This window comes from Streptomyces griseoaurantiacus (genome assembly GCF_036189845.1).
In the GTDB taxonomy this organism is placed as follows: Bacteria; Actinomycetota; Actinomycetes; order Streptomycetales; family Streptomycetaceae; genus Streptomyces; species Streptomyces griseoaurantiacus.
In genome coordinates this window covers 6956976-6978049 of record NZ_CP108326.1, presented here as the reverse complement: position 1 = coordinate 6978049, position 21074 = coordinate 6956976, and the positions used below count along the sequence as shown (strand labels likewise).

Below are 21074 nucleotides of genomic sequence, written 5' to 3'. Positions count from 1 at the left end.
GGGTGCGCGCCCTCAGTCCGTCGCGGGCGTCAGTTCCGCGAGCAGCAGCGTGCGGTCGTCCGCGCTGCCGACCTCCGCCGCCTCCCTCAGCAGCACCTCGCACAGTTCGCGCAGTTCCTCGGGCCCCGTGACGTCCGCCGGGCCCGCGGGGTGGTCGCCCTTCGCGGGGGTGTCCGCCTCCAGGGCCCCGACCAGCCGGGCGATGCCCTGGTCGATGTCGGTGTGGCGGGACTCCACCAGGCCGTCGCTGTACAGCACGAGGAGCGTCGGCTCGTCCACCTCGACGACCGTGGGCTCGTAGGTCCCCGTGCCCAGGCCGAGCGGCAGCCCGGGGCTGGTGAGCGCGAGCGGCCCGGCGGCCCGGTCGGGGCCCCGCATCAGCGGCGGGGGGTGCCCGGCCGCGACGACCGTGCAGGTGTGGCGCCGCGCGTCCCACTCCGCGTACACGCAGGTCGCGAAGGACGCTCCCGGGGTGTCGCAGGCGAGCGCGTCGAGCCGCTGCATCAGCTCGGCGGGCGTGATGTCGAACCCGGCCAGCGTCCGGACGGCGGTGCGGAGCTGGATCATCGCGACCGCCGACTCGGGCCCGTGCCCCATCGCGTCCCCGACGATGAGGCTGACCCGGTGGCCGGGCCGCGGCAGCACGTCGAACCAGTCGCCGCCGATGACGGTGTCCTGTCCCGCCGGGAGGTAGCCGTGGGCGATGCGGCAGCCCTCGAACTCCGGGGCGGTCGCGGGCAGCAGGCTGGTGCGGATGGCGAGGGCGGTGCGCCGCTCGTGCTCGTAGCGGCGGGCGTTGTCCAGGGCGACGCACGCCCGTCCGGCCAGCGCCTCGACGTGCGCGGCGTCCTCGGTGACGAAGGGCGGCCGGCCCGGGCCCCGTACGCAGACGATGACCCCGACGGCCGCGTCCCGCAGCCGGAGCGGGACGACCAGGAGGGAGACCGACCGCAGCACCTCCCGCAGGACCGGGTCGCCGCCCTGTGAGGCGGTGAGCCGCTCGGAGGTGTGCTCGTCCATCGCGTCGAGCAGTTGCGGCCGCCCGGTGGCCAGCGCGCGGGCGTACGGGGTCTCGCGGGGGAAGACCACCACCTCGCCGAGGGGCAGCCGGCGCTCCCATTCCGGGGCGGACCGGAAACCCGAGCCGAGCGCCAGCCGGCGTGCCTCGATCTGCGGCGGGTCGGCGGTGAGATAGGCGTTCTCCTGCTGCAGCCACCGTTCCAGCAGGTACACCGAGGAGGCGTCGCAGAACTCCGGCATCAGGGAGTGCACGACGTGGCCGCCGGTGAGCCGCAGATCGAGTGCCGAGCCGATCAGACCGGCCATGGAGGGGCCGCCGGTGGGTGCGCCGGGGGCGGGAGGACCGGCCGGCCGGTGCTGCGGGACCGGCGGCACGGCAGGGGCCGGCTCGGGCTGGGCGCGTGCTTCGTTGCGCAGGATCGTGCCTTTCCGGGTGGGGCCGGGGGCCGGTCGCGCGGCAGGGAACGGACCTCCCCGCGTGACGTCGGCAACTATATGATGTTGCGTCAAGGATGCTCGCTGTCGGAGGAGTTGATGTGCCCATCGGCGAAGGTCTCCCGCAGGGAGTAGACCCCGAAAGGGCGAGCGTCGCTCGCATGTACGACGCGATGCTCGGCGGCCGGCACAACTTCGCCATCGACCGCGAGGCCCTCGCGGCCTTCACGGCCATCGACCCCCAGGTGCGCACACTGGCCCGGGCGAACCGTTCCTTCCTGGGCCGGGCCGTGCGTTTCCTCGTCGAGCAGGGCGTGCGGCAGTTCATCGATCTGGGCTCCGGCATCCCCACTCAGGGCAATGTCCACGAGGTGGCGCAGGCGGCCGCTCCGGGCGCCCGGGTCGTCTACGTGGACAACGACCCGGTGGCGGTCGCGCACAGCACCTCGCTGCTCTCCGACAACCCGGACGCGGCCATCGTGAACGCCGACATCCGCCGTCCCGCCGACGTCCTCGCCTCCGCCCGGCTGCGCGAACTGATCGACCTCGACCGGCCCGTGGCGGTGCTGATGATCACGATCCTGCACTTCGTCACCGAGGAGGAGGATCCGGCGGGCATAGTGGCCGCGTTCCGCGAGGCCCTGCCCGCGGACGGCTGGCTGGCGCTGACGCACGCGACCAACGAGGACCGCCCCGACACGGCCGCCGCCGTGGGCACGTTGTACCGCTCCCGCGCCACCTCGCCCGTCACCGCCCGCTCACGGGCGGAGATCCTCGGCCTGTTCGACGGTTTCGACCTCGTGGACCCGGGTCTGGTCCACGTACCGCTGTGGCGCCCCGGCCCGAAGGACGAGGTCCCGGACGACCCCTCGGAGTACTGGGTGTTCGCGGGGGTCGGCCGCAGGACCGTCTGAGGAGTCCGCGCCCTCCGGCCTGCCGCGGGCAAGGGCCGGCCCCGCCGCGAAGGGGGGGTGCGGCGGGGCCGGGAGGCTCGGTCCGCCAGGGGGGGTAGGCATGTTTCCGAGCCTTTCGTAACTGCTGGTGCCCCCTCAGCTCGCATATATGCGCGCCGATTTCAGTTCTTTTTCTCGTCGGGGATGCGGAAGCAGGCGATCACCGTCTTGCCGTCCGGACAGGGGCGGGTCCGCAGGGTGTCGGCCAGCGCGTCGACCAGGAACATGCCTCGTCCGCCCAGGCGTTCGGCGCTCGGCGCCTGGGCCACCGGGAGTTCCGGCGAGGAGTCGTGCACCGCGACGTGCAGGCACCGGGTGTCCCAGGTGAGCACGAGCTGTGCGTCGCTGCGGGCGTGCACATGGGCGTTGGTGACCAGCTCCGAGACGGCCAGCAGCACCGCGTCGGCGGTGGCCGGCGCCTTCGAGGTCCAGCCGAGGGTGTCCAGGTGCCCCCGGGTCCAGTCGCGGGCGGTCTTCGCCCCGGTACTCATCGGCAGGGAGCGCGCCCAGCCCACTGCTCGCAGCGATTCGTTCACCGTTCGTCCTCCCCGGGTGCCGTCCACTGTCGCGGGTACCCGCGCCGGGCGTCCGCATGACTGCGGGCCGCCGGGTGCCGGGGGCCGTTCGCGGGATTTTCGCGGTCCGGCGGGTGCGTACGGCGTATCGGGGACCTCCGGCCCGGGCGGGCCGCCGCCTTCTGGGACAAGCTGGAGGGACAGGACGACGCAGGAGACGCAGGATGTGCCGGGCCGGCCCCGTGGCGGCGGACCGGTGGAAGGAAGCGAGGCACCATGTCCGAACAGCAGCGGCCGCCGTCCGGCCGCGACCAGGCCCCCTCCGCCGCCGGGGAGCCGCCGGAGGGGTCCGCCGCCCCGGAGCACGCGCACGCCGGTGATCTCGGGCGCAGGCTGGCGCACCGGCGCCGGGAACTGGGGCTCACCCGGGAGGACGCGGCGGCCCGGGCGGGCATGGCGCCCGACTACCTCCGCTACCTGGAGGAGAGCCCCGGGGCCTCCCCCGGCACCAACGTGCTGCTGCGGCTGGCGGACGTGCTGCGGACCACGGTCACGGAGTTCACCGGCGCCGCCGCCGAGCGGCCGCCGGGAACCGGCCGGGCGGCCGCGCACCCCGCGTTCACGGAACTGAGCGTCCGGGAGTGCCGGGCGCTGCTCGCCTCGCACGGGGTGGGTCGGCTGGCGGTGAGCACGGCCTCGGGGCCGGTGGTGGTACCGGTCAACTACACCGTCGTCGACGGTGCCCTCGTGTTCCGCACGGCGCCGGGGACGACGCCTGCCCTGGCGGTGGGCAACCGGGTCGCGTTCGAGGTCGACCGGGTGGACGAGGCGCTCAGCGAGGGGTGGAGCGTGCTGGTGCGGGGAAACGCGCGGGCGGTGACCGACCCGGGGTCGGTGCGCCGTCTCGGCGAGCGGGCGGTGAGCGGCCCGTGGGCGGGCGGAAAGCGGGAGCTGTGGGTGCGGGTGGACCCCGTGGAGATCACCGGACGCCGTATCACCGTGTGAGGCGCGGCGGCGAGGGGCTCCGCCGGGGTGGCCCCGCTCCGCCGCTCCGGGCGGCGGGGGGAACCACCGTCGCAGCCACCGTCACCGGTGCCGTTCTCGCCGTCGGCTCACGGTCGTTCGGTGAGCGAGGCGAAGAACTCCTCGATGGCGGGCCGGACCCGGCTGCCGCCGGACAGCCCGCGCCACTCCCGCCGTACGAGGGCCACCACGCGGAAGCAGTCGTCGATCGGGGTGATCCAGTGGTGGCTCATGCCCCACGCCGTGTTGACCAGCAGGGCCTCGACATCGGGCCGCAGACCGGCCAGTTCGGGGTGACGGTCCACCACGGCCCGCCAGGCCTCGGCCTCGGGCTCCCAGCGGGTGGCGCCGGCGGGGCTCGGGTAGTGGGCCGTCACCGTGTCGTCCGGGCGCCGGACGAAGAACGCGAGGCCGACCGGGACGCCGAGGGCGCCGGTGTCCACGGGCGGCAGCCGCAACCGTCGCTCCGGCACCAGGCGGTAGCGGCCCTCCGCGGTGCCGCCCTCGGCGAAGAGCAGCGCGCACGGACGGCAGCCGCAGTGCAGTCGCTGCCGCTCGGTGTCGTACAGGTGCTGGTGTTCGGCCGGTAGCGGGACACCGCACAGGTCGCAGCGTTCGGCGTCCGCGGCGCGCCGGTCGGCGGCGTCTCGGATCACTCGGGCCAGCGCGCCGGCCGTCACGGCGACCCCTGGGGTTCGGCCGGCCCGAGGGCGAGGGTGTCGAGCGGGACGAAGGCGGCCTCGCGCTCGGAGTCGCCCACCCGTTCCACGCCGGACAGTTCCGGCGCGGCGGCGAGCAGGGCCTCGCGCACGGCGCTCTCCAGGCCGGCGGTGGTGGACCCGCAGCCCCTGACGTCGAGGCGGACACGGGCGACGCCGTCGTCGATGCCGGTCAGTTCGATCTCGCCGCCGCTCTCGCGGACGACGGTGCGCAGTCCGTCGACGGCACGTTCGGCCCGGCGTTCGACGGGATCGGGGTGCAGGTCGTGCAGCACCAGGAGGTGGCCGAGGAGCCGGTCCTCGGCGAGCCGGGCGGCGAGCGCCTCGTCGGCGAGTTCGAGGATCCGGGCGAGCCCCTCGCCGTAGACCTCGGTGAGCGCGCCGACGGCCTCGACGGCGGCCCGCGCCGTGGGTTCGGACGCCTCCTCGACATGGCCGAGGAGTTCGTCGATGCGGGTGAGGCGCTCCTCGACGGCCGGGTCGTCGAGCCGGCCGGCGCCGGGGCCGTACGCGGCCGTGGTGTGCTCAGCCATGGTCCGCTCCGCGGGCCGGCGAAGGGTGCCGTGCGGGGGTGCGTCCGGCGGCGATGCCGCGCAGCCGCCGGAGGACCGCCCCGTAGGGCCCGGTCACGGAGGCCGGCGGACCACCGGCGGCGGGCTCCTCCCGCAGTGGCAGGAACGCGTCCGGGAAGCCGGGCACGGCGCAGCCGATGCAGACGCCGCCGGCCTGGGGGCAGCCGCCGGTGCCGTCCGCCCCGCGCGCGGGCACGGCGCAGTCGAGGACGGGGGCCGAGAAGCCGAGCCTCACCTGGCACGTGGACGAAAGGCGGTCGGGTGTCGCGGGTCTTCCGGGTGCCCGGCTCACCTCGGTGGCGACGGTTGCGGTGGTCATGTGCGCGGCTCCCTCGGAGACGGTCGCGGAGTCGGTCGTGGGCCGCGGTCACCGGGGCATCCCCCCTGTCGCCCTCGCCTCCTCGTACCGCGAGACGACCGTGCGTCCGGTACCCACGCCCGCCCTCACGCTGCCACCGGGGGCTCGGTTACGCCCGTTGTCGGGGGCATTGGGGTGAGGGGTGGACGGGCGGCGCCCGCGGTACGGGAGAATGGCGCACCGGTGCCCCTGACCTGGGGACACCGCGGGTGGTCCGTGCGGCCCGGGTGGCGGGCGGCGCGGCGTGAGGGGAACGAGGGGAAGGGCCCATGCCCGAGAGCGGGAGACCGGCCGGTGGGGTCGTGCCGGCACACGGTACGGGCCCTGCGGGCGAGGTGGACGAGGTGGCGCGTGCCGTCCTGACGGCCTCGCGGCTGCTGCTCGCGGTGTCGGCCCGCTCCCTCGCCGAGGTCGAGGAGCGCCTCACGCTGCCGCAGTTCCGGATGCTGGTGGTGCTCTCCACCCGGGGCGCCACCAAGCTCGTGGTCCTCGCGGAACTGCTCCAGGTCGCCCCCTCCACCGCGATGCGCATGGTGGACCGGCTCATCGCGGCGGGCCTCGCGGACCGGCGGATCAACCCGGACAACCGCCGCGAGACCCGGTTGACGCTCACCGAGGAGGGCCGGCGGGTGGTGGGCCGGGTGATGGCCCGCCGCCGCGAGGAGGTCACCGGGATCGTCCGGCGGCTCGCGCCGGAGCAGCGGGCCTCCCTCGTCGAGGCGCTCACGGCGTTCACCGAGGCGGGCGGCGAACCGCCCGTGCCGCCCCTGGCCCAGGTGACACCGGCGCGGCGGCCCGGGGCGGGAGACCGCACGACGTAGAGGGCCGGAGCCGACGTACGGGGCCGGAGCCGACGTAGAGGTCTGGAGCCCGTCCTCGTACGGCCGCCCGGCGTGGTGAGGTCGGTTTTCCGGCGTGGCGGTGACGGCTCCCCGCCGCGGTGGGGCGGATCAGGTCCGTCCGGCCGCCGTGCGTGCCCGGAGCGCGTCGCGGGCGCGGTCGAGGGCCGCCACGGCCGGGCCCACCGTGCCGAGGACCGCGGGGCGCGCGGGCAGCCACGGGTGCGGGCGGGTGGGAGCGCGACGGCGTGCGGCGCGCCACCGGCGGGCCAGGGTGGCGTCGTCCCGCTCGGTGAGCCGGCTCTCGAGCCGGGGCCATACCTGCTCCTGTTCGTAGGTCAGATGGGCGCGGGTCAGCCCGGCGAGCGTGCGGAGGCACGCGGTGAACCCGGGGCCACCGGACGGCAGCCGCGCCAGTGCCCGCAGCGCCCGCTTCGCCTCGTCCTCCTGGGCCAGTGCCGTGCGGGCGAGCGCGTCGCCGTCCTCGCACAGCCGGCGCACCGCCGGCCAGACCACCCGCTCCTCAGCCAGTTCGTGCGCGGACAGCAGCGCGACGAGCCGCCGGGCCGGCCGCCGCGGCACGGGGTCCCGGGCGGGACCGCCGGTGGCATCGGTGGTGTCGGTGTCATCGGTGACGTCGTCGAGGAGACGCCAGAGGGCGTCGTGGTCCTCCCGCAGCAGGTTCACGAGCCGGTTCATCGCGGCCCTCCGGCCGGGCGGAGGCGTGTTCGCCGTCCACCGGAGAACGCTGCGTCGTCTCGTGTGGGCATCGCCGGCTCCCTCCCGCGTAGGGCCCCGTAGTTCCCGGCGCGCCGGGTGCGAAACGCGGTGCGGGGGAAGTGCGTCCGCCAGGGTGAGCGGTGGGGGGCGGGGCGGACCCCGTGGGGGCGGGTCAGAGGTCGCGGGCGAAGCCAGGTTCGCCCCATCCGAGGGTCTCGGCCTGCCCCTCCTCCGGCACGGGGACGGCGGGTTCACCGCCCGCCTCGTTGAACGCCGCGAGCGCCTCGACCAGCGCGGCCCGGTGCGCGGGGTCCAGCCGCTCGACGATCGACGCGATGGCCGTCCGGCGCCGGGCGACGACGCCCGCGACGGTGCGCCGTCCCTCCTCCGTGAGGGTCAGCAGGGTCTCGCGCCGGCTCTCCGGGTTGACCTCGCGCACGGCGAGCCCCGCGGTGATCAGCCGGTCGACCATCCGCATCGCCGTGGACGGCGCCACCTGGAGCAGCTCGGCCAGCGCGACCAGCTTGGTGGCGCCCCGGGTGGAGAGCACGATCAGCATGCGGAACTGGGGCAGGGTGACCCCGTCCTCGACGGCGGCGAGCGAACGGGCGGAGACCGCCATCAGCAGCCGGGAGGCGGCGAGGACCGCCCGGGTCACCCGCTCGACGTCGTCCGTGTCCTCGTGGGTCCCGGAATCTACGGGGGCCCCGGAATCTACGTGGGTCCCGGACTCCTCGGGGGTCCCAAACTTCTCGGGGTCGGTGTCAGTGTCGCGCTCCGCCATGGGTTCTTTCTATCGCGGAGGCGGCCGCCGGGGCGGGCCGGGCCGAGCGACCGCAAGGTGAGCGAGGGTCTCGGGGAGGTGAGGGCCGGCGAGAGAAACGCCGGAGGGAGGGTTCAAGGGCTCCAGGTGGGATAGTCCGTACGAATGAGTGCGATTTCGACCAGAAAATCTGCTGACGCAGAGATTCGTCCGGGTCCGATCGGCCGTGTGGCGGGACCGCGCGCGAAGGAACTGCACCACGTGCCGCTGAGCGTGCTGCTGATGCTGGCCGGCATGTGGTTGTTCATCTGCATGGCGGCCCTGCAGTACCCGGAGGACCTCGGCAACGATCCCCACCTCGTGGAGATGGGCGCCGGGATCATCGTCTTCCTCACCGGTCTGGTCCGGCTCTCCCGGCCGCGCGGCAGGGAGACCGATCTGCTGGTGACGGTGGTCGGGGTGGGCCTGATCCTCTCCGGCTTCTTCGGCGACTGGGGCGCGGAGGTCATCCGCTGGAACCAGGTGGCGTCCGGCTGCGTGCTGGCCCTGCTCGGTCTCCTCGGCCTCATGCTCGCGGAACGCTCGCGCGACTCCGGGAAACCCGGGAAACCCGGGGAACCCGGGGAACCCGGGGAACAGGACGGTTCCACGGGTCGCACGCGCTCCGCACGGCGGACGGCCCGGCACACCTCCTGACCCCCCGGGGCGAGGGCGGGCCGACGGGCGGCGCCCCGCGTCCACGCTCCGCGCGCACCCTCCCCGTGCACGCGGGCACGCTCCGGCGCCCATACCCGTGACCGCCCCCGAAAGCCCCATACGTGCGGACATGCACACGTTTCAGAACACGGCCGGGCGGATACTCCATCACCGCCCGCTCCGTCCGCCCGTCCGCCCGTCCGCGCACCGTTCCGGCCGCCGGCCGGCTCCCCGGTGCTCGCCGTCCCGCAGAGGTCGCACCATGGCTCACGCCTTCTCCCGCGCCCCCTCGTACGCCCGAGACGCCGCCTCCCTCGCCGAGGTGCCGACGGGTGTGCCGGGCGCGGAGCCCCGCATGGTGCGCCGGCCGGCCGAGGGGGAACGGGCCTGTCCGGGAACGGCCCTGGTGACGGGGGCCTCCTCCGGCATCGGCGCCGCGGTGGCGCGGCGTCTGGCGGCCGAGGGCTGGCACCTCGTGCTCAACGGACGCGATCCCCAGCGGCTCGCGCAGGTGGCCGACGCGACCTCGGCCGCGGTCTTCCCCGCCGACCTCTCCCGCCCCGGCGCCGAGGGCCTGCTCGCGGACTTCGCGCTGGACGCCGCGGGGGGCAGGGTGGACCTCCTGGTCGCCGGGGCGGGCATCGGCTGGGCGGGGGACTTCGCGACGATGCCCCCGGGCTCCATCGACACGCTCTTCGAGGTGGACGTCCTGCCGGCGATGCACCTGGTACGGCGGCTGCTGCCGGGCATGGTGGAGGCCGGCGCGGGCCGGGTGGTCCTGGTCGGGTCGGTGGCCGGGATGCTGGCCGTGCGCCAGGAGGCCGTCTACTCGGCCGCCAAGGCGGCGCTCGCCGCGTTCGCGGACGCGCTGCGCTACGAGCTGTACGGCACCGGCGTCGGCGTCAGCCATGTCGTACCCGCCGTGGTGGACACGCCGTTCTTCGAACGTCGGGGCATGCCCTACGTACGGTCGCACCCGCGGCCGGTGCCGGCCGAGAAGGTGGCCGAGGCGGTCAGCACCGCCGTGGCGCGGGGGCGGGACGAGGTCTACGTCCCCGGCTGGCTGCGGCTGCCGGTCCGGATCCGGGGCACGGCCCCCGCCGTCTACCGACGGCTCGCCGCCCGCTTCGGGTGAACCGCCGAAGCCGTCCGAGCCCCCGAAGCCGTCCGAGCCCGCAGAGCCGTCCGAGCCCTCAGAGCCGCCGAAGTCACCCGAACCCCCGCCCCCGATATCACCGAAGCCGTCGAAGTAACCGAAGCCGCCGAGGAGTCACGGCGTGAACGCGCCCACCGTCGTTCTGGCCCTGCTCGCGGCCCTCGCCAACGCCGCGGCCTCGGTGCTGCAGCGGCGTGCGGCGGCCGACGAGGCGGATTCCGGCGCCGGGATGCGGCACGCCGCGCACTGGATGGCCCATGTGCTGCGCCGCCCGTTCTGGCTGGCCGGTTCGGCGCTGCTGGCGGTGTCGACCGTGCTGCAGGCCGCCGCCCTCACCGTCGGCAGCCTCTCGCTCGTCCAGCCCCTGCTCGCCGCCGAGCTGCTGTTCACCCTGGCCGTCGGCAGCCTCGTCTTCCACCACGCGCCGGACCGGCGCACCTGGCTGGCCTTCGTCGCCCTCGCGCTCGGCCTGGGCCTGTTCCTCGGCGCGGCGGCGCCGACCGAGGGACGCTCCGCCGCGACGCCGGGGCGCTGGCTGCTGGTGGGGGCGGCCACGCTCCTCGCGGTCGTCCTGCTCGTCCTGGCCTCCCGGCCGACCAGGGGTTCCTGCCGGGCGGCGCTGCTCGCGCTGGCCTCGGCGATCTCGTTCGCGACGACGGCCGCGCTGATGAAGGAGGTCACCGGGCGGATCGGCGACGTGGGGGCGGGGATCTTCGCGAGCTGGCCGCTGTACGCGCTGGCGGTGGCCGGACTGACCGCGTTCGTCCTCCTCCAGGGTGCCTTCCGCGCCGGCAGCCTGACCGCCTCGCAGCCCGCCCTGACCCTCGGCGACGCGCTGACCAGCGTGGCCCTGGGGTGGGTGCTGTTCGACGAGCACATCGGCCTGGGGCTGCGGCTCGTGCCCGAGATCCTCGGCATCGCGCTGATCGGCGCGGGCACCGTGGGGCTGGCCCACGCGGCCTCGCAGCACGAGACGTGGGACAAGGGCTCCGGTGGGACCGGCACCGGGGGTGCCACCGCCTCGCGGTCCGCCGCCCGCACGCGTTCGCGCCGCGAGCCCTGACCGAAACCGGCCACGCCCGCCGGGCCGTGCACGAACTCCCGGACGACGGGGAAACATCACGGCGGGGCACCACCGGCACGGCACCAGTCGGCAGGGCATGACGAGGCCCCACGGCAGGGCACGACCTCAGCAGCGCACCACGGCGGAGACACACCGAGGACGACAGCCGCACGACAGAACAGCCACACGACAGAGAGGTACCGAGAGGCATGAGCCGCACGAGCCACGAGCCCGTTCCCGTGTCCGGCCCGCGCGCGCCGGTCCCGCCGCCGTCCGTCCGGCGTGCGGCGGCCCTGGCCGCCGTGCCCCTCGCGGTCACCGCCGCGGCCGGCGCGCACATCGTCCCGGCCGCCACCTGGCTGCCGGGGCTGCGGCGCCGCTGCTTCCCCCGGCTCGCGGGCATCGGCCGGCCCGGCCATGTCGCCCTCACCTTCGACGACGGCCCCGACCCGCTCTCCACCCCGCTCTTCCTGGAAGCGCTCGACGAGCTGATGGTGCGCGCCACGTTCTTCGTCCTGGGCGAGAGCGTCCTGCGCCACCCCGAGGTGGCCCGCGAGACGGCCCGCCGGGGACACGAACTGGCCGTCCACGGCTGGACGCACGACCGGCCCTGGCTGCCCGCACCCGCGCGGGACGCGCGCGAGGTGGCGCGGGCGGCCGAGGCGGTGGCCGAGGTGACCGGCCGCCGGCCGCGCTGGTACCGGCCGCCGTACGGGATCCTCACCTCCGGCCGCTGGGCGGCGGCCCGGCGGGCGGGGCTGCGCCCGGTGCTGTGGTCGGCCTGGGGCAGGGACTGGACGGCGGACGCCACCGCGGACTCGGTGCGCGCGACGGTGGAGGCCGATCTGCGCGGCGGCGGCACGGTGCTGCTGCACGACACGGACCGGGCCGCCGCCCCGGACTGCTGGAAGGCGACCCTGGAAGCGCTGCCGGCTCTGGTCACCGACTGCCGGCGGGCGGGCCTGACGGTGGGACCGCTCGCCGACCACGGTCTGCGCGCAGCCCCCTCCGGCGGTGTCCGCCGCCGGGCCGTGGGAGGTGTGCGCCCACGTGCCGAAGAGGACGTCCCGGCGTCCCCCACGGCTCTGCCGTCACTGCACTCACAGGGACAACATGCGAGGTCAGCGGGGTGATGACGGGCCGCCCCGAGTTGCCGGAAAACGGCCCACTCCCCGGATCGCGGCGGATAGCGTGCGAAAACCCGTTCCCCCGCTTCCCTCCCCCACGGTCCGCTCCCGCCGGACCTCCGAGCCGCAAGGAGAACCGGGATGTCCCACGACCCGCACTCACCGCACCCCTCCTCCCCGGTGCCACCGCCGCACATACCGAGCTGGTCGGTCTCCGCCCTGCCGCACCCGTGGCCGCCGGACGAGGAACCCGTGGAGGAACCGGTGGCGCACGCACGGGACGGTGATCCGGCCGAGTACGAGGGGGACTTACCGACCCGCCCCTTGCGCCGGGCGTTACCGCACCGGGCGCGCGGGCACCACGGGGACCTCCGGATGCTGCGCCGCGCCTACCGCAGGCAGCGCCGGGTCGCCACTCTCGCCGCCCTCGGCTACTTCGTGGCCTTCCTGCTCCTCTCCGCGTACGAGCCGTCGGTGATGACCCGTCCCGTCACCGGCGGCCTGTCCACGGGGCTGCTGCTCGGGCTGGTCCAGCTGCCGGTCACCTGGCTGGCCGTCCTGCTGTACGAGTACACCGCCCGCCGCTACGTCGACCCGCTCGCCGCCCGCGTACGCCGCCACACCCCACCCGATCCCCTGGCCCGGGCCGCCGAGGGCGAGGGGCTCGTGGGGCCGGGACGATGACCGAGTTCGACGGTTCCGCCCAGTCCTGGTCCCTGGTCGCCTTCTGCGCCGTCGTCACCGTCACCCTGCTGCTGTGCGTGATGACCGGCCCCGACCGGGACGATCTCGCCGAGTTCTACACCGGCTACCGCACGATGTCGCCGCTGCGCAACGGGCTCGCGATCGCCGGGGACTACATCTCCGCCGCCACCGTGCTCACCATCGGCGGGGTGATCGCGCTGTGCGGCTACGACGGTGTCGTCCTCGCCCTGAGCATGACGCTGTCGCTGATGCTGCTGATGTTCCTGCTGGCCGAACCGCTGCGCAACACCGGCCGGTTCACCCTGGGCGACGCGCTGTCCCGGCGGATGCCGGGCCGGTCGGTGCGGATCACCACCTGCGCGGTGACCCTGATCGCGCTGCTGCCGATGATGCTCGTGCAGCTCGCCAGCACCGGCCAACTGCTCGCGTACATCCTGGGGTTCACCGGGAGCACCATGAAGACCGGGTGCGTGGTCGGGGTGGGCGCGCTGATGATCGCCTACGCGGCCATCGGCGGTATGAAGGGCACGGCCCTCATCCAGCTGTTGAAGATGGTGATGCTGCTCGGCTCGGGTGCCGTCGTCGCCGTCCTCGTGCTGCGCGCCTTCGACTGGGACCCGGGCGCCCTGTTCACCGCCGCCGCCGAGCACAGCGGCGCGGGGCAGGCGTATCTGCGGCCCGGGCTGCAGTTCGCCGCGGGCGAGCACCCCCGGCTGGACATGATCAGCACCCAGCTCACCATCGTGCTGGGCGCGGCCTGCCTGCCGCACGTGACGATGCGGATGTACACCGCGGGCAGTGCCCGGCAGGTGCGGCGCTCGATGTCCTGGGCCGTGACCGCGGTCGCGGTGTTCGCCGTGGTGATCACCGTGGTGGCCGTCGGGGCCACCGCGCTGGTCGGCAGGGAGGGGCTCGCCGCGGCCGATCCGCGCGGCAACACGGCGTATCTGCTGGGTTCCCGGGCCGCGTTCGGGGCGCATCTCTCGCGTCCGGAGACGCTGCTGTTCACGAGCGTCACCACGGCGCTCTTCCTGACGCTGCTCGCCTCGGTGGCCGGAATGATCCTCGCCTGCGCCAATTCCCTCGCCCACGACGTGTTCGCCACCCGGTCGAAGCCGCCGGGCCCGCAGCGGGAGACGATGCTCGCGCGAGTGTGCGCGCTGGTCGTGGGTGTGCCGGCGATCCTGCTCGCCACCCTGGTGCAGGACCGCAGTCTGCAGCCGCTGGCGACGGCGTCCTTCTGCGTGGGCGCCTCCGCGCTCGCGCCGGCGCTGGTGTACGCCCTGTTCTGGCGGCGGTGCACCCGGGCGGGGCTGCTGTGCACGCTGATCGGGGGCACGCTGGCGGTGCTGGTGCTGATGCCGGGGACGAGCCTGGTCTCCGGGTCACCCACGGCGGCGTTCCCGGGGCTGGACTTCCACTGGTTCCCCTTCACCACGACGGGGGTGGCGTCGATCCCGGCGGGGTTCCTGTGCGGCTGGGTGGGGACCATGCTGTCGGGGCGGTCCCGGAAGGACCGTCAGCGGCGGCTGTACGACCGGGTCGAGCCGCGCATCCTGGCGGGCGCGGCCCTCCCCCGCTCCCGCGCCGACGCCCCGCCCGTGACGGGGGGCGGTGGGTAGCCGAGGGGGTGCGGGCGGGCGGGGGGCTGTGCTCCGGCTCGTTCCGGTTCACCCGGCCGCCCGGCAGTCGTGGAGCAGGTGGACCTGGTCGAGGACGTTCTCGATCAGCTCGGCCGCGCTCATGGTGCCCTCCTGCTCGTGCAGCAGTCCGTTCTCGACCAGGGCGACGGCCACGGCCAGCGGGCCGGCGGCCGGCGCGGCGCCGAAGCGCCGCTCCACGTCGGCCGTGATGAGCGTGCCGAACAGCAGGTGCGAGAGGCGGTGCCACCGGGCGACGCAGGAGGCCGCGTGCATCCGCTCGTGCACCACCGCGTAGACGCGCCGGTAGGGGCGGAGCCGTTCGATCAGTACGGCGAGGCTGCCGGGCCGGCCTGTGGCGGGGTCGAGGGAGCCGACGGCCGCCTCGAGCATGTCGAAGCGCTCGGCGACGGTGGTGGGGCTTCCGTCTGCCCGCGTGGCCCCGGCGGCCTCGGCCAGGCCGACCTCTTCGAGCACGGCGGAGGTCCACCGCTCGAGTACGGCGGCCAGGATCATGTCCTTGCTGGGGAAGTAGTAGGTGACGGCGTTGGCGGTGAGGCCGCAGGCCCGGGCGAGTTCCGAGACCGCGGTCTCGTGGAAGCCGGCGTCGCGGAACATCTCGGCGGCGCGGTCCAGGATGAGTGCCTCGCGTTCGGCCCGGGGGACCGCTTTTCGGTTGACTGGCATGGTCACCGGATCCTAAGGGCTGTCCCGCGGTCCCTGGCGGGGCAGCCCTTGGCCGGACCGTTCCCGGCGGTATTGCCGGGCGGGTGCGGCGGGCCGGCCCGCGCACGCGGGCGCAGACCACGCCGGGAACGCGTGGCCTGCGCCGGGGAGTGCGTTACCGCGTCTGCAGCCAGTGGTCCCGCCGCCTGAGTTCGTCGACGGGCACTCCCCCGGCCAGTTCGGACACCAGCACCTCGGGGTCGAATTCGAGGCCGGCCGGGTTGGCGTCGAAGGCACCGGTCGCGAAGAACCGTTCGAGTTCCTCGTCGGTGTCGAAGTTGTCGATCTGGAGTTCGAGCTGGTTTCCGTCCGGGTCCCGGTAGTACATCGCGGTGGTCGGCCCGTGGTTGATGCACCAGTACGGGCTGATCCCCCTGCCCTTCAGGAACTCGTAGTTGGCCGCGAGCGCCTGGAGGTCGGCGAAGGTGAAGGCGACGTGGTCCACGCCCGCGGTTCCGGGACGCGGCTCGTCGAGCGAGTTCATGCCGAGGACGGCTATGCGGTGGTGTTCCTCGTCGTAGGTGAGGAAGGACAGGTGGTCGTCCTCGAAGACCGGAGCGGCCATCAGCACGAGCTTGTACCACTCCTTCATCTCGACGAAGCGCGTCGTCCTCAGGACGATGTGGGCCAGCTTGACCGGCGGGGTGCGTGTCATCTCAGATCTCCGTGTTCCCTGCGAGCTCGGTGCCGAGCTTCTCGAAAGCCTGTAACCGTTCCTGGCTGCGGCACATGGGCGTTCCCTTGCCCCCTCCCCGACTGCGACCGCGTGAAGTGGATGACTCCATCGTACAGTTTCTTGCAGACTCTTCAAGAAAAGAGCGGGCACGGATTTCCGCCGGACGGCATGCGAACGCCGCAGACACGGGTGGCGGGCCCGCGTCTGCGGCGTGATCGGGGCGGCGTCGGCCCCTAACCCTCGCGCGCCGTCGCCCTGTTGGGGCGGCGGTGTTCCGGCTGGGAGGGGGAGGCGAGCGGCTTGAGCGGCGGGATGTCGCGGCGGCTGATCTTGTCCACCTCCACCGTGAGCGACTCCCCGTGATGGTGGATCACCAGCGGATCACCGCTGAGCAGCGTGTACGCCGCCGAGCCCCGCCCGATCTCCACCCGCACCCGGCGCCCCAGCAGTTCCAGGGTGAACGCCAGGCGGCTGAACGTCTCCGGCAGCCGGGGCGCGAACTGCAGGGTCCCGCCGTGGTGCCGCATGCCGCCGAAGCCCGCCACGAGGACCATCCACGTGCCCGCGAGGGAGGCGATGTGCAGCCCGTCGCGGGTGTTGTGCTCCAGGTCGTGGAGGTCCATCAGCGCGGCCTCGTGGAGGTAGTCGTAGGCGAGCGACAGGTGGCCCGCCTCGGCCGCGATGACCGCCTGGGTGCACGCCGACAGGGAGGAGTCGCGCACGGTGAGCGGCTCGTAGTAGGCGAAGTTGCGCGCCTTGTGCTCGGCGTCGAAGAACGCGCTGCACGTGTACATCGCGAGCACCAGGTCGGCCTGCTTGACGACCTGTTTGCGGTACAGGTCGAAGTAGGGGAAGTGCAGCATCAGCGGGAACTGGTCGGGGCGGGTGGCCGCGAAGTCCCAGCGCTGGTAGCGGGTGAACCCGGCGTGCTGCTCGTGCACGCCCAGTTCGTGGTTGTAGGGGATGTGCATGGCCTCGGCGGCGTCCCGCCAGGCCGCGCTCTCCTCGTCGTCGACGCCGAGCGCGGCCGCCTGCCGCGGATGCCTCTCGACCGCGTCGGCGGCGGCGGTCAGGTTCATCCGGGCCATGAGGTTGGTGTACGTGTTGTCGTCGGCGACGGCGCTGTACTCGTCGGGGCCGGTGACCCCGTCGATGTGGAAGGCGCCCCGGTGGTCGTGGTGACCCAGCGAGCGCCACAACCGGGCGGTCTCGACGAGGAGTTCGACACCGGTGTCGCGTTCGAAGCGTGTGTCGCCGGTGGCGGCCGTGTAGCGGACCACCGCGTCGGCGATGTCCGCGTTGACGTGGAAGGCGGCGGTGCCGGCCGGCCAGTACGCCGAGCCCTCCTGGCCCGCGATGGTGCGCCAGGGGAACGCGGCGCCGCGCAGGCCGAGTTGCGCGGCGCGCTCGCGGGCGGCGGGCAGGGTGTTCTGCCGCCAGCGCAGCGCCTCGGCGACCGCCTCGGGCGAGGTGTAGGTGAGCAGCGGCAGGACGAAGGTCTCGGTGTCCCAGAAGGCGTGGCCGTCGTAGCCGGAGCCGGTCAGTCCCTTGGCGGGTATGGCCCGCTGCTCGGCCCGCGCCCCGGCCTGCAGCACGTGGAACAGGGCGAACCGCACGGCCTGCTGGATCTGTTCGTCGCCGTCCACCTCGACGTCCGAGCGGGCCCAGAAGTCGTCGAGGTACTCCCGCTGCTCCTCCACCAGGCCCGTCCAGCCGCGGGTCGCGGCGGCGGCGAGCGCGGCGTCGACCTGGTCGCTGACGGCGGGCAGCGAACGGGTGCTGGACCAGCCGTAGGAGACCAGCTTGTCCACGCGCAGGCTCTCGCCCGGCGCGAGCACGGAGGCGACGGTGAGCCGGGCGAGGTCCTCGGTGGACTCGCACTCGGTGGCGGTCTCCTCGGGGCCGGTGACCCGGTGGTCGGCCGCCGCGGCGACCCGGAGCCGGCTGCGCCGGGTGCGGTGCACCAGCCGGAGCCGGGTGCCCTTGGCGAAGTGCGTCTCCGCCTCCAGCGGGGACTCCAGGGCGACGGCCGCGCGCGGGTCCCCGTTGTGGCCGGGGAGCTGCTCGTTGGTCACCAGTTCGGACTGCACGACGATCCGGACCCGGCTGTCGACGGCGGACACCTCGTAGGAGACCGCGGCGATGGCCCGCTGGGTGAAGGACACCAGGCGGCGGGAGCGGATGCGGACCGTGGTGCCGGCCGGGGAGGTCCACTCGCAGGTGCGGGTGAGCAGTCCGGTGCGCAGGTCGAGGACGCGTTCGTGGGAGCGCAGCCGTCCGTAGCGCACGTCGAAGGGCTCGTCGTCGACCAGCAGGCGCAGTATTTTGCCGTTGGTGATGTTGATGACGGTCTGTCCGGACTCCGGGTAGCCGTAGCCGGCCTCGGCGTACGGCAGCGGGTGGGACTCGTAGACGCCGTTGAGGTAGGAACCGGGCAGTCCGTGCGGCTCGCCCTCGTCGAGGTTGCCGCGCCAGCCGACGTGGCCGTTGGACAGGGCGAAGACCGACTCGCTCTGCGGGAGGACCTCCGAGTGCAGGCCGCGTTCGCGCAGGCACCAGGGTTCCACGCCGTAGGAGGTGTGCGTGATCACACCCACCTCCCCAGGTCCACGAGGTCCTTCACGACGATGTCGGCGCCGTGTTCGCGCAGGGCGTCGCCCTGGCCGACGCGGTCGAGGGCGACGAGGTAGCCGAAGTGGCCCGAGCGGCCGGCGTCCATGCCGGCCAGTGCGTCCTCGAAGACGGCGGCCGCCTTGGGCGCGACGCCCAGGTCGGCGGCGGCGGCGAGGAAGGTGTCCGGGCGGGGCTTGCCGGGCAGGCCGCGCTCGGCGGCGACGACACCGTCGACGCGGACGTCGAAGAGGTGTAGGGCCTCGATGGAGCGCAGGACGTCACGGCAGTTGGCGCTGGAGGAGACGACGGCGGTGCGCAGGCCGGCGGCGCGGGCCCGCTCGATGTAGCGGAGGGTGCCCTCGTAGGCCTCCACGCCCTGGGTGCGGATCAGCTCCAGCAGAAGGTCGTTCTTGCGGTTGCCGAGGCCGTGCACGGTCTCCCGGTCCGGCGGGTCGCCGGGCTCGCCCTCGGGGAGGTGGATGCCGCGCGAGGCGAGGAAGGTGCGCACGCCGTCGGCGCGGGGGCGGCCGTCGACGTACCGGTCGTAGTCGGCGCCCTTGTCGAACGGCCGGAAGTCCGTGCCGTCGCGTCGCCGCAGATACTCGTCGAAGGTCTGTTTCCACGCGGCGGCGTGGACGACGGCGGTTCGGGTGACGACTCCGTCGAGATCGAAGAGGCAGGCCTGGATTGCGTCCGGGAGACCGAGCTCAGTCATAGGGGACAGCTTCCCCCCGACGGGCGGAACAGGGGGCGGGCCCGGGGTGTGTGTCGAGCGCCACATTCCCGGACGCGGCGGGGGTACCCGTACCCCATGAACGATGTCGTGGACTCGGACGAACTGCTGCGGAGGATCCAGCGGGCACGGGGGTGGGCGGAGGAACAGGAACGGGAGTGGCGGGAGAGGGGGGAGGAAGGGGCGGTACGGGCCCTCGTCTACGAGACGGTGGGCAGGGTGCTGGAGGAGATCATCAGCCCGGGTGCGGGTGGCCCGGGCGCCGGGGAGGGCCGCGCGCTCTGAGGCCCGGTGGGGGCCGGGAGGAGTGAGGCCGCGCGGGGCGAGAAGAATGGGGGCGTGACCTTCGACGACCTCCTGCGGCGGGCCGCCGGCCTGATGCGTCCGGGATCCCGGGCCATCCTCGGTCTCGCCGGTGCTCCCGCGTCCGGCAAGACGACCCTCGCCGCGCACCTCGTGCGCGCCCTCAACGCCGCCTCGGACCCGCCGCTCGCCGCCCATGTCCCCATGGACGGCTTCCACCTCGCCGACGCCGAGCTCGACCGGCTGGGCCGCCGCGACCGCAAGGGCGCGCCCGACACCTTCGACGCCGCCGGCTACGCGGCCCTGCTGCGCCGGTTGAGGGACCCGGAAGAGGACGGCACCGTCTACGCGCCCGGTTTCGAACGGGACCTCGAACAGCCGATCGCCGGGACCATTCCGGTACCGCCCGGCACCCGACTGGTGGTGACCGAGGGCAATTACCTCCTCCTCGGCACCGGTGAGTGGGCACGCGTACGCCCTCTGCTGGACGAGGTCTGGTACTGCGAGCCCCGCGACGAGGAGGCGCGCGTCGCACGGCTGATCGCCCGCCACGAGGAGTTCGGCAAGGACCACGGGGCGGCGGTCGCCTGGGCCCTCGGCCCCGACCGGCGCAATGCCGCGCTCATCGCCACGACCCGCGACCGGGCGGACCTGATCGTCCCGGAACCCGTCCTGCCCGCCATGCCCGAGCTGGCAGGGTTGCCGGACCGGCGGGACCGGCCGCTTCCCGCGCCCTCGCGGGCCGAGTAGGCAACGGGCGTGCCACGTGCGGGAGATGCGCGGCACGCCCGTTGCGGCGGGCGGGCCCGGGCGGTGTGCGGCGTGGAGGTGAGCGGCCTGCGCACCCCGGCCCGTGCCCGCCGTCGGGAGGTCATCGCACGGTGCGGGACTCCAGGTCGCGGCGGGTGTCGTCGCCGTAGACGCCGCTCTCGTCGCCCCTGATGCCGTACCAGAGCTGGAAGCGGGCGACGGCCGCGCGCAGCACGGCGTCGTAGTGGCCGTCGGTCGCGCCGTCCCGGTACACGTCGGGGACGCGCAGCAGCCGCTGCTGCAGTTCACTCACGGCGGGCCCGCTGTCCCCCTCGCGGAGGGTGCCGGCCCCGTCGGGGTCGGTGTCCGGGGCCCCGGCGGGCCGGGAGGCGGCGCCGGCCGCGGCAGGTCCCGGCGGTGCGGCGGCCCGCCGCGCCTCGGGGCCGTCGAGGCCGGTGACCGTGAGCGCGGCGGCGAAGCCGAGGAGGGCGGCGGCGGCCACTCCGACGGCGAGGGCGGCCCGCCGCCGCGTGACCCCGGCTCCCGCCGCCCGCCCCCGCACGCCCCGCGCCGGGTGGCCGCGCCGCCGCGGGTGCCGACCCGTCCCCGGCCCGGCACCGGCGTACGGCGGTGCCGGAGGTGCGGTGCCCGAGGAGGCCAGGGGCTCGGTGACCGGGGTCATCTCCTCGGTGGCGAGGTCGGTGACGGGGACCGCGCCGGGCCCGGGTCCGCCGGGCAGGACCGCCTCGTAGTCCGGCTCCGCCTCCATCCCCGCCCCGGCCCCACGGTCCTCGCGGCTCTCCCGGTGCTCCCGCACCAGCTCCGCGAGCGCCTCCGTGCGCCGCCGCCGCATGACGTACGTGGGCTCCAGCACCGGGCGTCGCGCGGGCTGTCCGGGCCGGTCGGGGGGATCGGTCGGTGTCGGCACGCCGTTCTCCTTCCGTGCGCCTTCCCTGGGCCGTGCGTCAG

Annotated in this window: 23 protein-coding genes; 11 read left to right on the top strand and 12 right to left on the bottom strand. The window is 74.5% G+C overall.

Annotated features, from left to right (window positions below; genetic code table 11):
• Positions 1–12: 12 nt before the first annotated feature.
• A complete protein-coding gene (locus tag OHB09_RS30710; protein WP_319119426.1) occupies positions 13–1326 on the bottom strand; it encodes a PP2C family protein-serine/threonine phosphatase in 1314 nt (437 codons plus the stop codon).
• 206 nt (positions 1327–1532) lie between these two features.
• Between OHB09_RS30710 and OHB09_RS30705 the strand changes: the two genes are divergently transcribed.
• Positions 1533–2369 carry an SAM-dependent methyltransferase gene (locus OHB09_RS30705; protein ID WP_213088399.1) on the top strand — a complete coding sequence of 279 codons (837 nt, stop codon included), beginning with the start codon at positions 1533–1535 and terminating at the stop codon, positions 2367–2369.
• Between the two features lie 161 nt (positions 2370–2530).
• Here OHB09_RS30705 and OHB09_RS30700 read toward each other — a convergent pair whose 3' ends face one another.
• On the bottom strand, positions 2531–2899 hold the full coding sequence (locus tag OHB09_RS30700; protein WP_213088440.1) for an ATP-binding protein: 369 nt from the start codon (positions 2897–2899) through the stop codon (positions 2531–2533).
• Between the two features lie 300 nt (positions 2900–3199).
• Here OHB09_RS30700 and OHB09_RS30695 point away from each other — a divergent pair, with 300 nt between their 5' ends.
• A complete protein-coding gene (locus OHB09_RS30695) occupies positions 3200–3928 on the top strand; it encodes a helix-turn-helix domain-containing protein (RefSeq protein WP_006140074.1) in 729 nt (242 codons plus the stop codon).
• A 107-nt stretch (positions 3929–4035) separates the two neighbouring features.
• Here the strand turns inward: OHB09_RS30695 and OHB09_RS30690 are convergent, their stop codons facing one another.
• Genes OHB09_RS30690 through OHB09_RS30680 form a run of 3 tightly spaced genes read right to left on the bottom strand, consistent with a single transcriptional unit; the run spans position 4036 to position 5556 of the window.
• Positions 4036–4626 carry a DUF5947 family protein gene (locus tag OHB09_RS30690; RefSeq protein WP_006140076.1) on the bottom strand — a complete coding sequence of 197 codons (591 nt, stop codon included), beginning with the start codon at positions 4624–4626 and terminating at the stop codon, positions 4036–4038.
• Positions 4623–5198 carry a NifU family protein gene (locus OHB09_RS30685; protein WP_093600579.1) on the bottom strand — a complete coding sequence of 192 codons (576 nt, stop codon included), beginning with the start codon at positions 5196–5198 and terminating at the stop codon, positions 4623–4625. The genes OHB09_RS30690 and OHB09_RS30685 overlap by 4 nt, the downstream gene beginning before the upstream one ends.
• A complete protein-coding gene (locus OHB09_RS30680) occupies positions 5191–5556 on the bottom strand; it encodes a hypothetical protein (protein WP_328922869.1) in 366 nt (121 codons plus the stop codon). The genes OHB09_RS30685 and OHB09_RS30680 overlap by 8 nt, the downstream gene beginning before the upstream one ends.
• A gap of 308 nt (positions 5557–5864) precedes the next feature.
• Between OHB09_RS30680 and OHB09_RS30675 the strand changes: the two genes are divergently transcribed.
• On the top strand, positions 5865–6416 hold the full coding sequence (locus tag OHB09_RS30675; RefSeq protein WP_078630880.1) for a MarR family winged helix-turn-helix transcriptional regulator: 552 nt from the start codon (positions 5865–5867) through the stop codon (positions 6414–6416).
• Between the two features lie 129 nt (positions 6417–6545).
• Here the strand turns inward: OHB09_RS30675 and OHB09_RS30670 are convergent, their stop codons facing one another.
• Both OHB09_RS30670 and OHB09_RS30665 read right to left on the bottom strand, forming a co-directional pair.
• A complete protein-coding gene (locus OHB09_RS30670; RefSeq protein ID WP_093600582.1) occupies positions 6546–7133 on the bottom strand; it encodes a hemerythrin domain-containing protein in 588 nt (195 codons plus the stop codon).
• Positions 7134–7326: 193 nt separating this feature from the next.
• Positions 7327–7938 (bottom strand): MarR family winged helix-turn-helix transcriptional regulator, encoded by a 612-nt coding sequence (locus tag OHB09_RS30665; RefSeq protein WP_407077355.1) that lies wholly within the window; start codon positions 7936–7938, stop codon positions 7327–7329.
• Between the two features lie 207 nt (positions 7939–8145).
• Between OHB09_RS30665 and OHB09_RS30660 the strand changes: the two genes are divergently transcribed.
• The 6 genes from OHB09_RS30660 (at position 8146) to OHB09_RS30635 (ending at position 14286) form a co-directional block, all read left to right on the top strand.
• Positions 8146–8613, top strand: coding sequence for an SPW repeat domain-containing protein (locus OHB09_RS30660; protein ID WP_328922868.1), 468 nt, complete (start codon positions 8146–8148; stop codon positions 8611–8613).
• Between the two features lie 355 nt (positions 8614–8968).
• A complete protein-coding gene (locus OHB09_RS30655) occupies positions 8969–9748 on the top strand; it encodes an SDR family NAD(P)-dependent oxidoreductase (protein ID WP_252306931.1) in 780 nt (259 codons plus the stop codon).
• Between the two features lie 142 nt (positions 9749–9890).
• A complete protein-coding gene (locus OHB09_RS30650) occupies positions 9891–10832 on the top strand; it encodes a DMT family transporter (protein ID WP_328922867.1) in 942 nt (313 codons plus the stop codon).
• Between the two features lie 209 nt (positions 10833–11041).
• Positions 11042–11965: a polysaccharide deacetylase family protein gene (locus OHB09_RS30645; RefSeq protein ID WP_234527696.1), complete on the top strand. Its 924-nt coding sequence runs from the start codon at positions 11042–11044 to the stop codon at positions 11963–11965.
• A gap of 135 nt (positions 11966–12100) precedes the next feature.
• A complete protein-coding gene (locus OHB09_RS30640; RefSeq protein WP_050811082.1) occupies positions 12101–12643 on the top strand; it encodes a DUF485 domain-containing protein in 543 nt (180 codons plus the stop codon).
• On the top strand, positions 12640–14286 hold the full coding sequence (locus OHB09_RS30635) for a sodium/solute symporter (protein ID WP_234527695.1): 1647 nt from the start codon (positions 12640–12642) through the stop codon (positions 14284–14286). Before OHB09_RS30640 ends, OHB09_RS30635 begins: the two co-directional genes overlap by 4 nt.
• Before the next feature lie 48 nt (positions 14287–14334).
• Here the strand turns inward: OHB09_RS30635 and OHB09_RS30630 are convergent, their stop codons facing one another.
• The 4 genes from OHB09_RS30630 to OHB09_RS30615 all read right to left on the bottom strand — a co-directional run bounded on the left by OHB09_RS30630 (position 14335) and on the right by OHB09_RS30615 (position 19034).
• On the bottom strand, positions 14335–14991 hold the full coding sequence (locus tag OHB09_RS30630) for a helix-turn-helix domain-containing protein (protein WP_191891885.1): 657 nt from the start codon (positions 14989–14991) through the stop codon (positions 14335–14337).
• Between the two features lie 154 nt (positions 14992–15145).
• Entirely contained in the window at positions 15146–15685 is a 540-nt protein-coding gene (locus OHB09_RS30625; protein ID WP_191853588.1) for a VOC family protein, read from the bottom strand.
• A 254-nt stretch (positions 15686–15939) separates the two neighbouring features.
• Positions 15940–18297 (bottom strand): glycoside hydrolase family 65 protein, encoded by a 2358-nt coding sequence (locus OHB09_RS30620; protein WP_328918193.1) that lies wholly within the window; start codon positions 18295–18297, stop codon positions 15940–15942.
• Entirely contained in the window at positions 18294–19034 is a 741-nt protein-coding gene (locus tag OHB09_RS30615; protein ID WP_328922866.1) for a beta-phosphoglucomutase family hydrolase, read from the bottom strand. The genes OHB09_RS30620 and OHB09_RS30615 overlap by 4 nt, the downstream gene beginning before the upstream one ends.
• A 96-nt stretch (positions 19035–19130) precedes the next feature.
• On the opposite strand from OHB09_RS30615, the gene OHB09_RS30610 reads away from it, so the two are divergent.
• Both OHB09_RS30610 and OHB09_RS30605 read left to right on the top strand, forming a co-directional pair.
• The gene (locus tag OHB09_RS30610; protein ID WP_006138309.1) at positions 19131–19337 is read left to right on the top strand and encodes a hypothetical protein; all 207 of its coding nucleotides are present in this window, start codon (positions 19131–19133) and stop codon (positions 19335–19337) included.
• Between the two features lie 54 nt (positions 19338–19391).
• Positions 19392–20105: a nucleoside/nucleotide kinase family protein gene (locus OHB09_RS30605; RefSeq protein WP_328922865.1), complete on the top strand. Its 714-nt coding sequence runs from the start codon at positions 19392–19394 to the stop codon at positions 20103–20105.
• Positions 20106–20226: 121 nt separating this feature from the next.
• On the opposite strand, the gene OHB09_RS30600 is transcribed toward OHB09_RS30605, so the two are convergent.
• A complete protein-coding gene (locus OHB09_RS30600) occupies positions 20227–21033 on the bottom strand; it encodes a peptidoglycan-binding domain-containing protein (protein ID WP_328922864.1) in 807 nt (268 codons plus the stop codon).
• Positions 21034–21074: the final 41 nt, after the last annotated feature.

What these genes read in the sequence shown, in the direction of transcription:
- OHB09_RS30710 (WP_319119426.1), bottom strand. Translation starts at nt 1,326, where the DNA reads ATGGCCGGTCTGATCGGCTCGGCACTCGATCTGCGGCTCACCGGCGGC.
- OHB09_RS30705 (WP_213088399.1), top strand. Translation starts at nt 1,533, where the DNA reads ATGCTCGCTGTCGGAGGAGTTGATGTGCCCATCGGCGAAGGTCTCCCG.
- OHB09_RS30700 (WP_213088440.1), bottom strand. Translation starts at nt 2,899, where the DNA reads ATGAGTACCGGGGCGAAGACCGCCCGCGACTGGACCCGGGGGCACCTG.
- OHB09_RS30695 (WP_006140074.1), top strand. Translation starts at nt 3,200, where the DNA reads ATGTCCGAACAGCAGCGGCCGCCGTCCGGCCGCGACCAGGCCCCCTCC.
- OHB09_RS30685 (WP_093600579.1), bottom strand. Translation starts at nt 5,198, where the DNA reads ATGGCTGAGCACACCACGGCCGCGTACGGCCCCGGCGCCGGCCGGCTC.
- OHB09_RS30680 (WP_328922869.1), bottom strand. Translation starts at nt 5,556, where the DNA reads ATGACCACCGCAACCGTCGCCACCGAGGTGAGCCGGGCACCCGGAAGA.
- OHB09_RS30675 (WP_078630880.1), top strand. Translation starts at nt 5,865, where the DNA reads ATGCCCGAGAGCGGGAGACCGGCCGGTGGGGTCGTGCCGGCACACGGT.
- OHB09_RS30670 (WP_093600582.1), bottom strand. Translation starts at nt 7,133, where the DNA reads ATGAACCGGCTCGTGAACCTGCTGCGGGAGGACCACGACGCCCTCTGG.
- OHB09_RS30665 (WP_407077355.1), bottom strand. Translation starts at nt 7,938, where the DNA reads ATGGCGGAGCGCGACACTGACACCGACCCCGAGAAGTTTGGGACCCCC.
- OHB09_RS30655 (WP_252306931.1), top strand. Translation starts at nt 8,969, where the DNA reads ATGGTGCGCCGGCCGGCCGAGGGGGAACGGGCCTGTCCGGGAACGGCC.
- OHB09_RS30645 (WP_234527696.1), top strand. Translation starts at nt 11,042, where the DNA reads ATGAGCCGCACGAGCCACGAGCCCGTTCCCGTGTCCGGCCCGCGCGCG.
- OHB09_RS30640 (WP_050811082.1), top strand. Translation starts at nt 12,101, where the DNA reads ATGTCCCACGACCCGCACTCACCGCACCCCTCCTCCCCGGTGCCACCG.
- OHB09_RS30635 (WP_234527695.1), top strand. Translation starts at nt 12,640, where the DNA reads ATGACCGAGTTCGACGGTTCCGCCCAGTCCTGGTCCCTGGTCGCCTTC.
- OHB09_RS30630 (WP_191891885.1), bottom strand. Translation starts at nt 14,991, where the DNA reads ATGCCAGTCAACCGAAAAGCGGTCCCCCGGGCCGAACGCGAGGCACTC.
- OHB09_RS30625 (WP_191853588.1), bottom strand. Translation starts at nt 15,685, where the DNA reads ATGACACGCACCCCGCCGGTCAAGCTGGCCCACATCGTCCTGAGGACG.
- OHB09_RS30615 (WP_328922866.1), bottom strand. Translation starts at nt 19,034, where the DNA reads ATGACTGAGCTCGGTCTCCCGGACGCAATCCAGGCCTGCCTCTTCGAT.
- OHB09_RS30610 (WP_006138309.1), top strand. Translation starts at nt 19,131, where the DNA reads ATGAACGATGTCGTGGACTCGGACGAACTGCTGCGGAGGATCCAGCGG.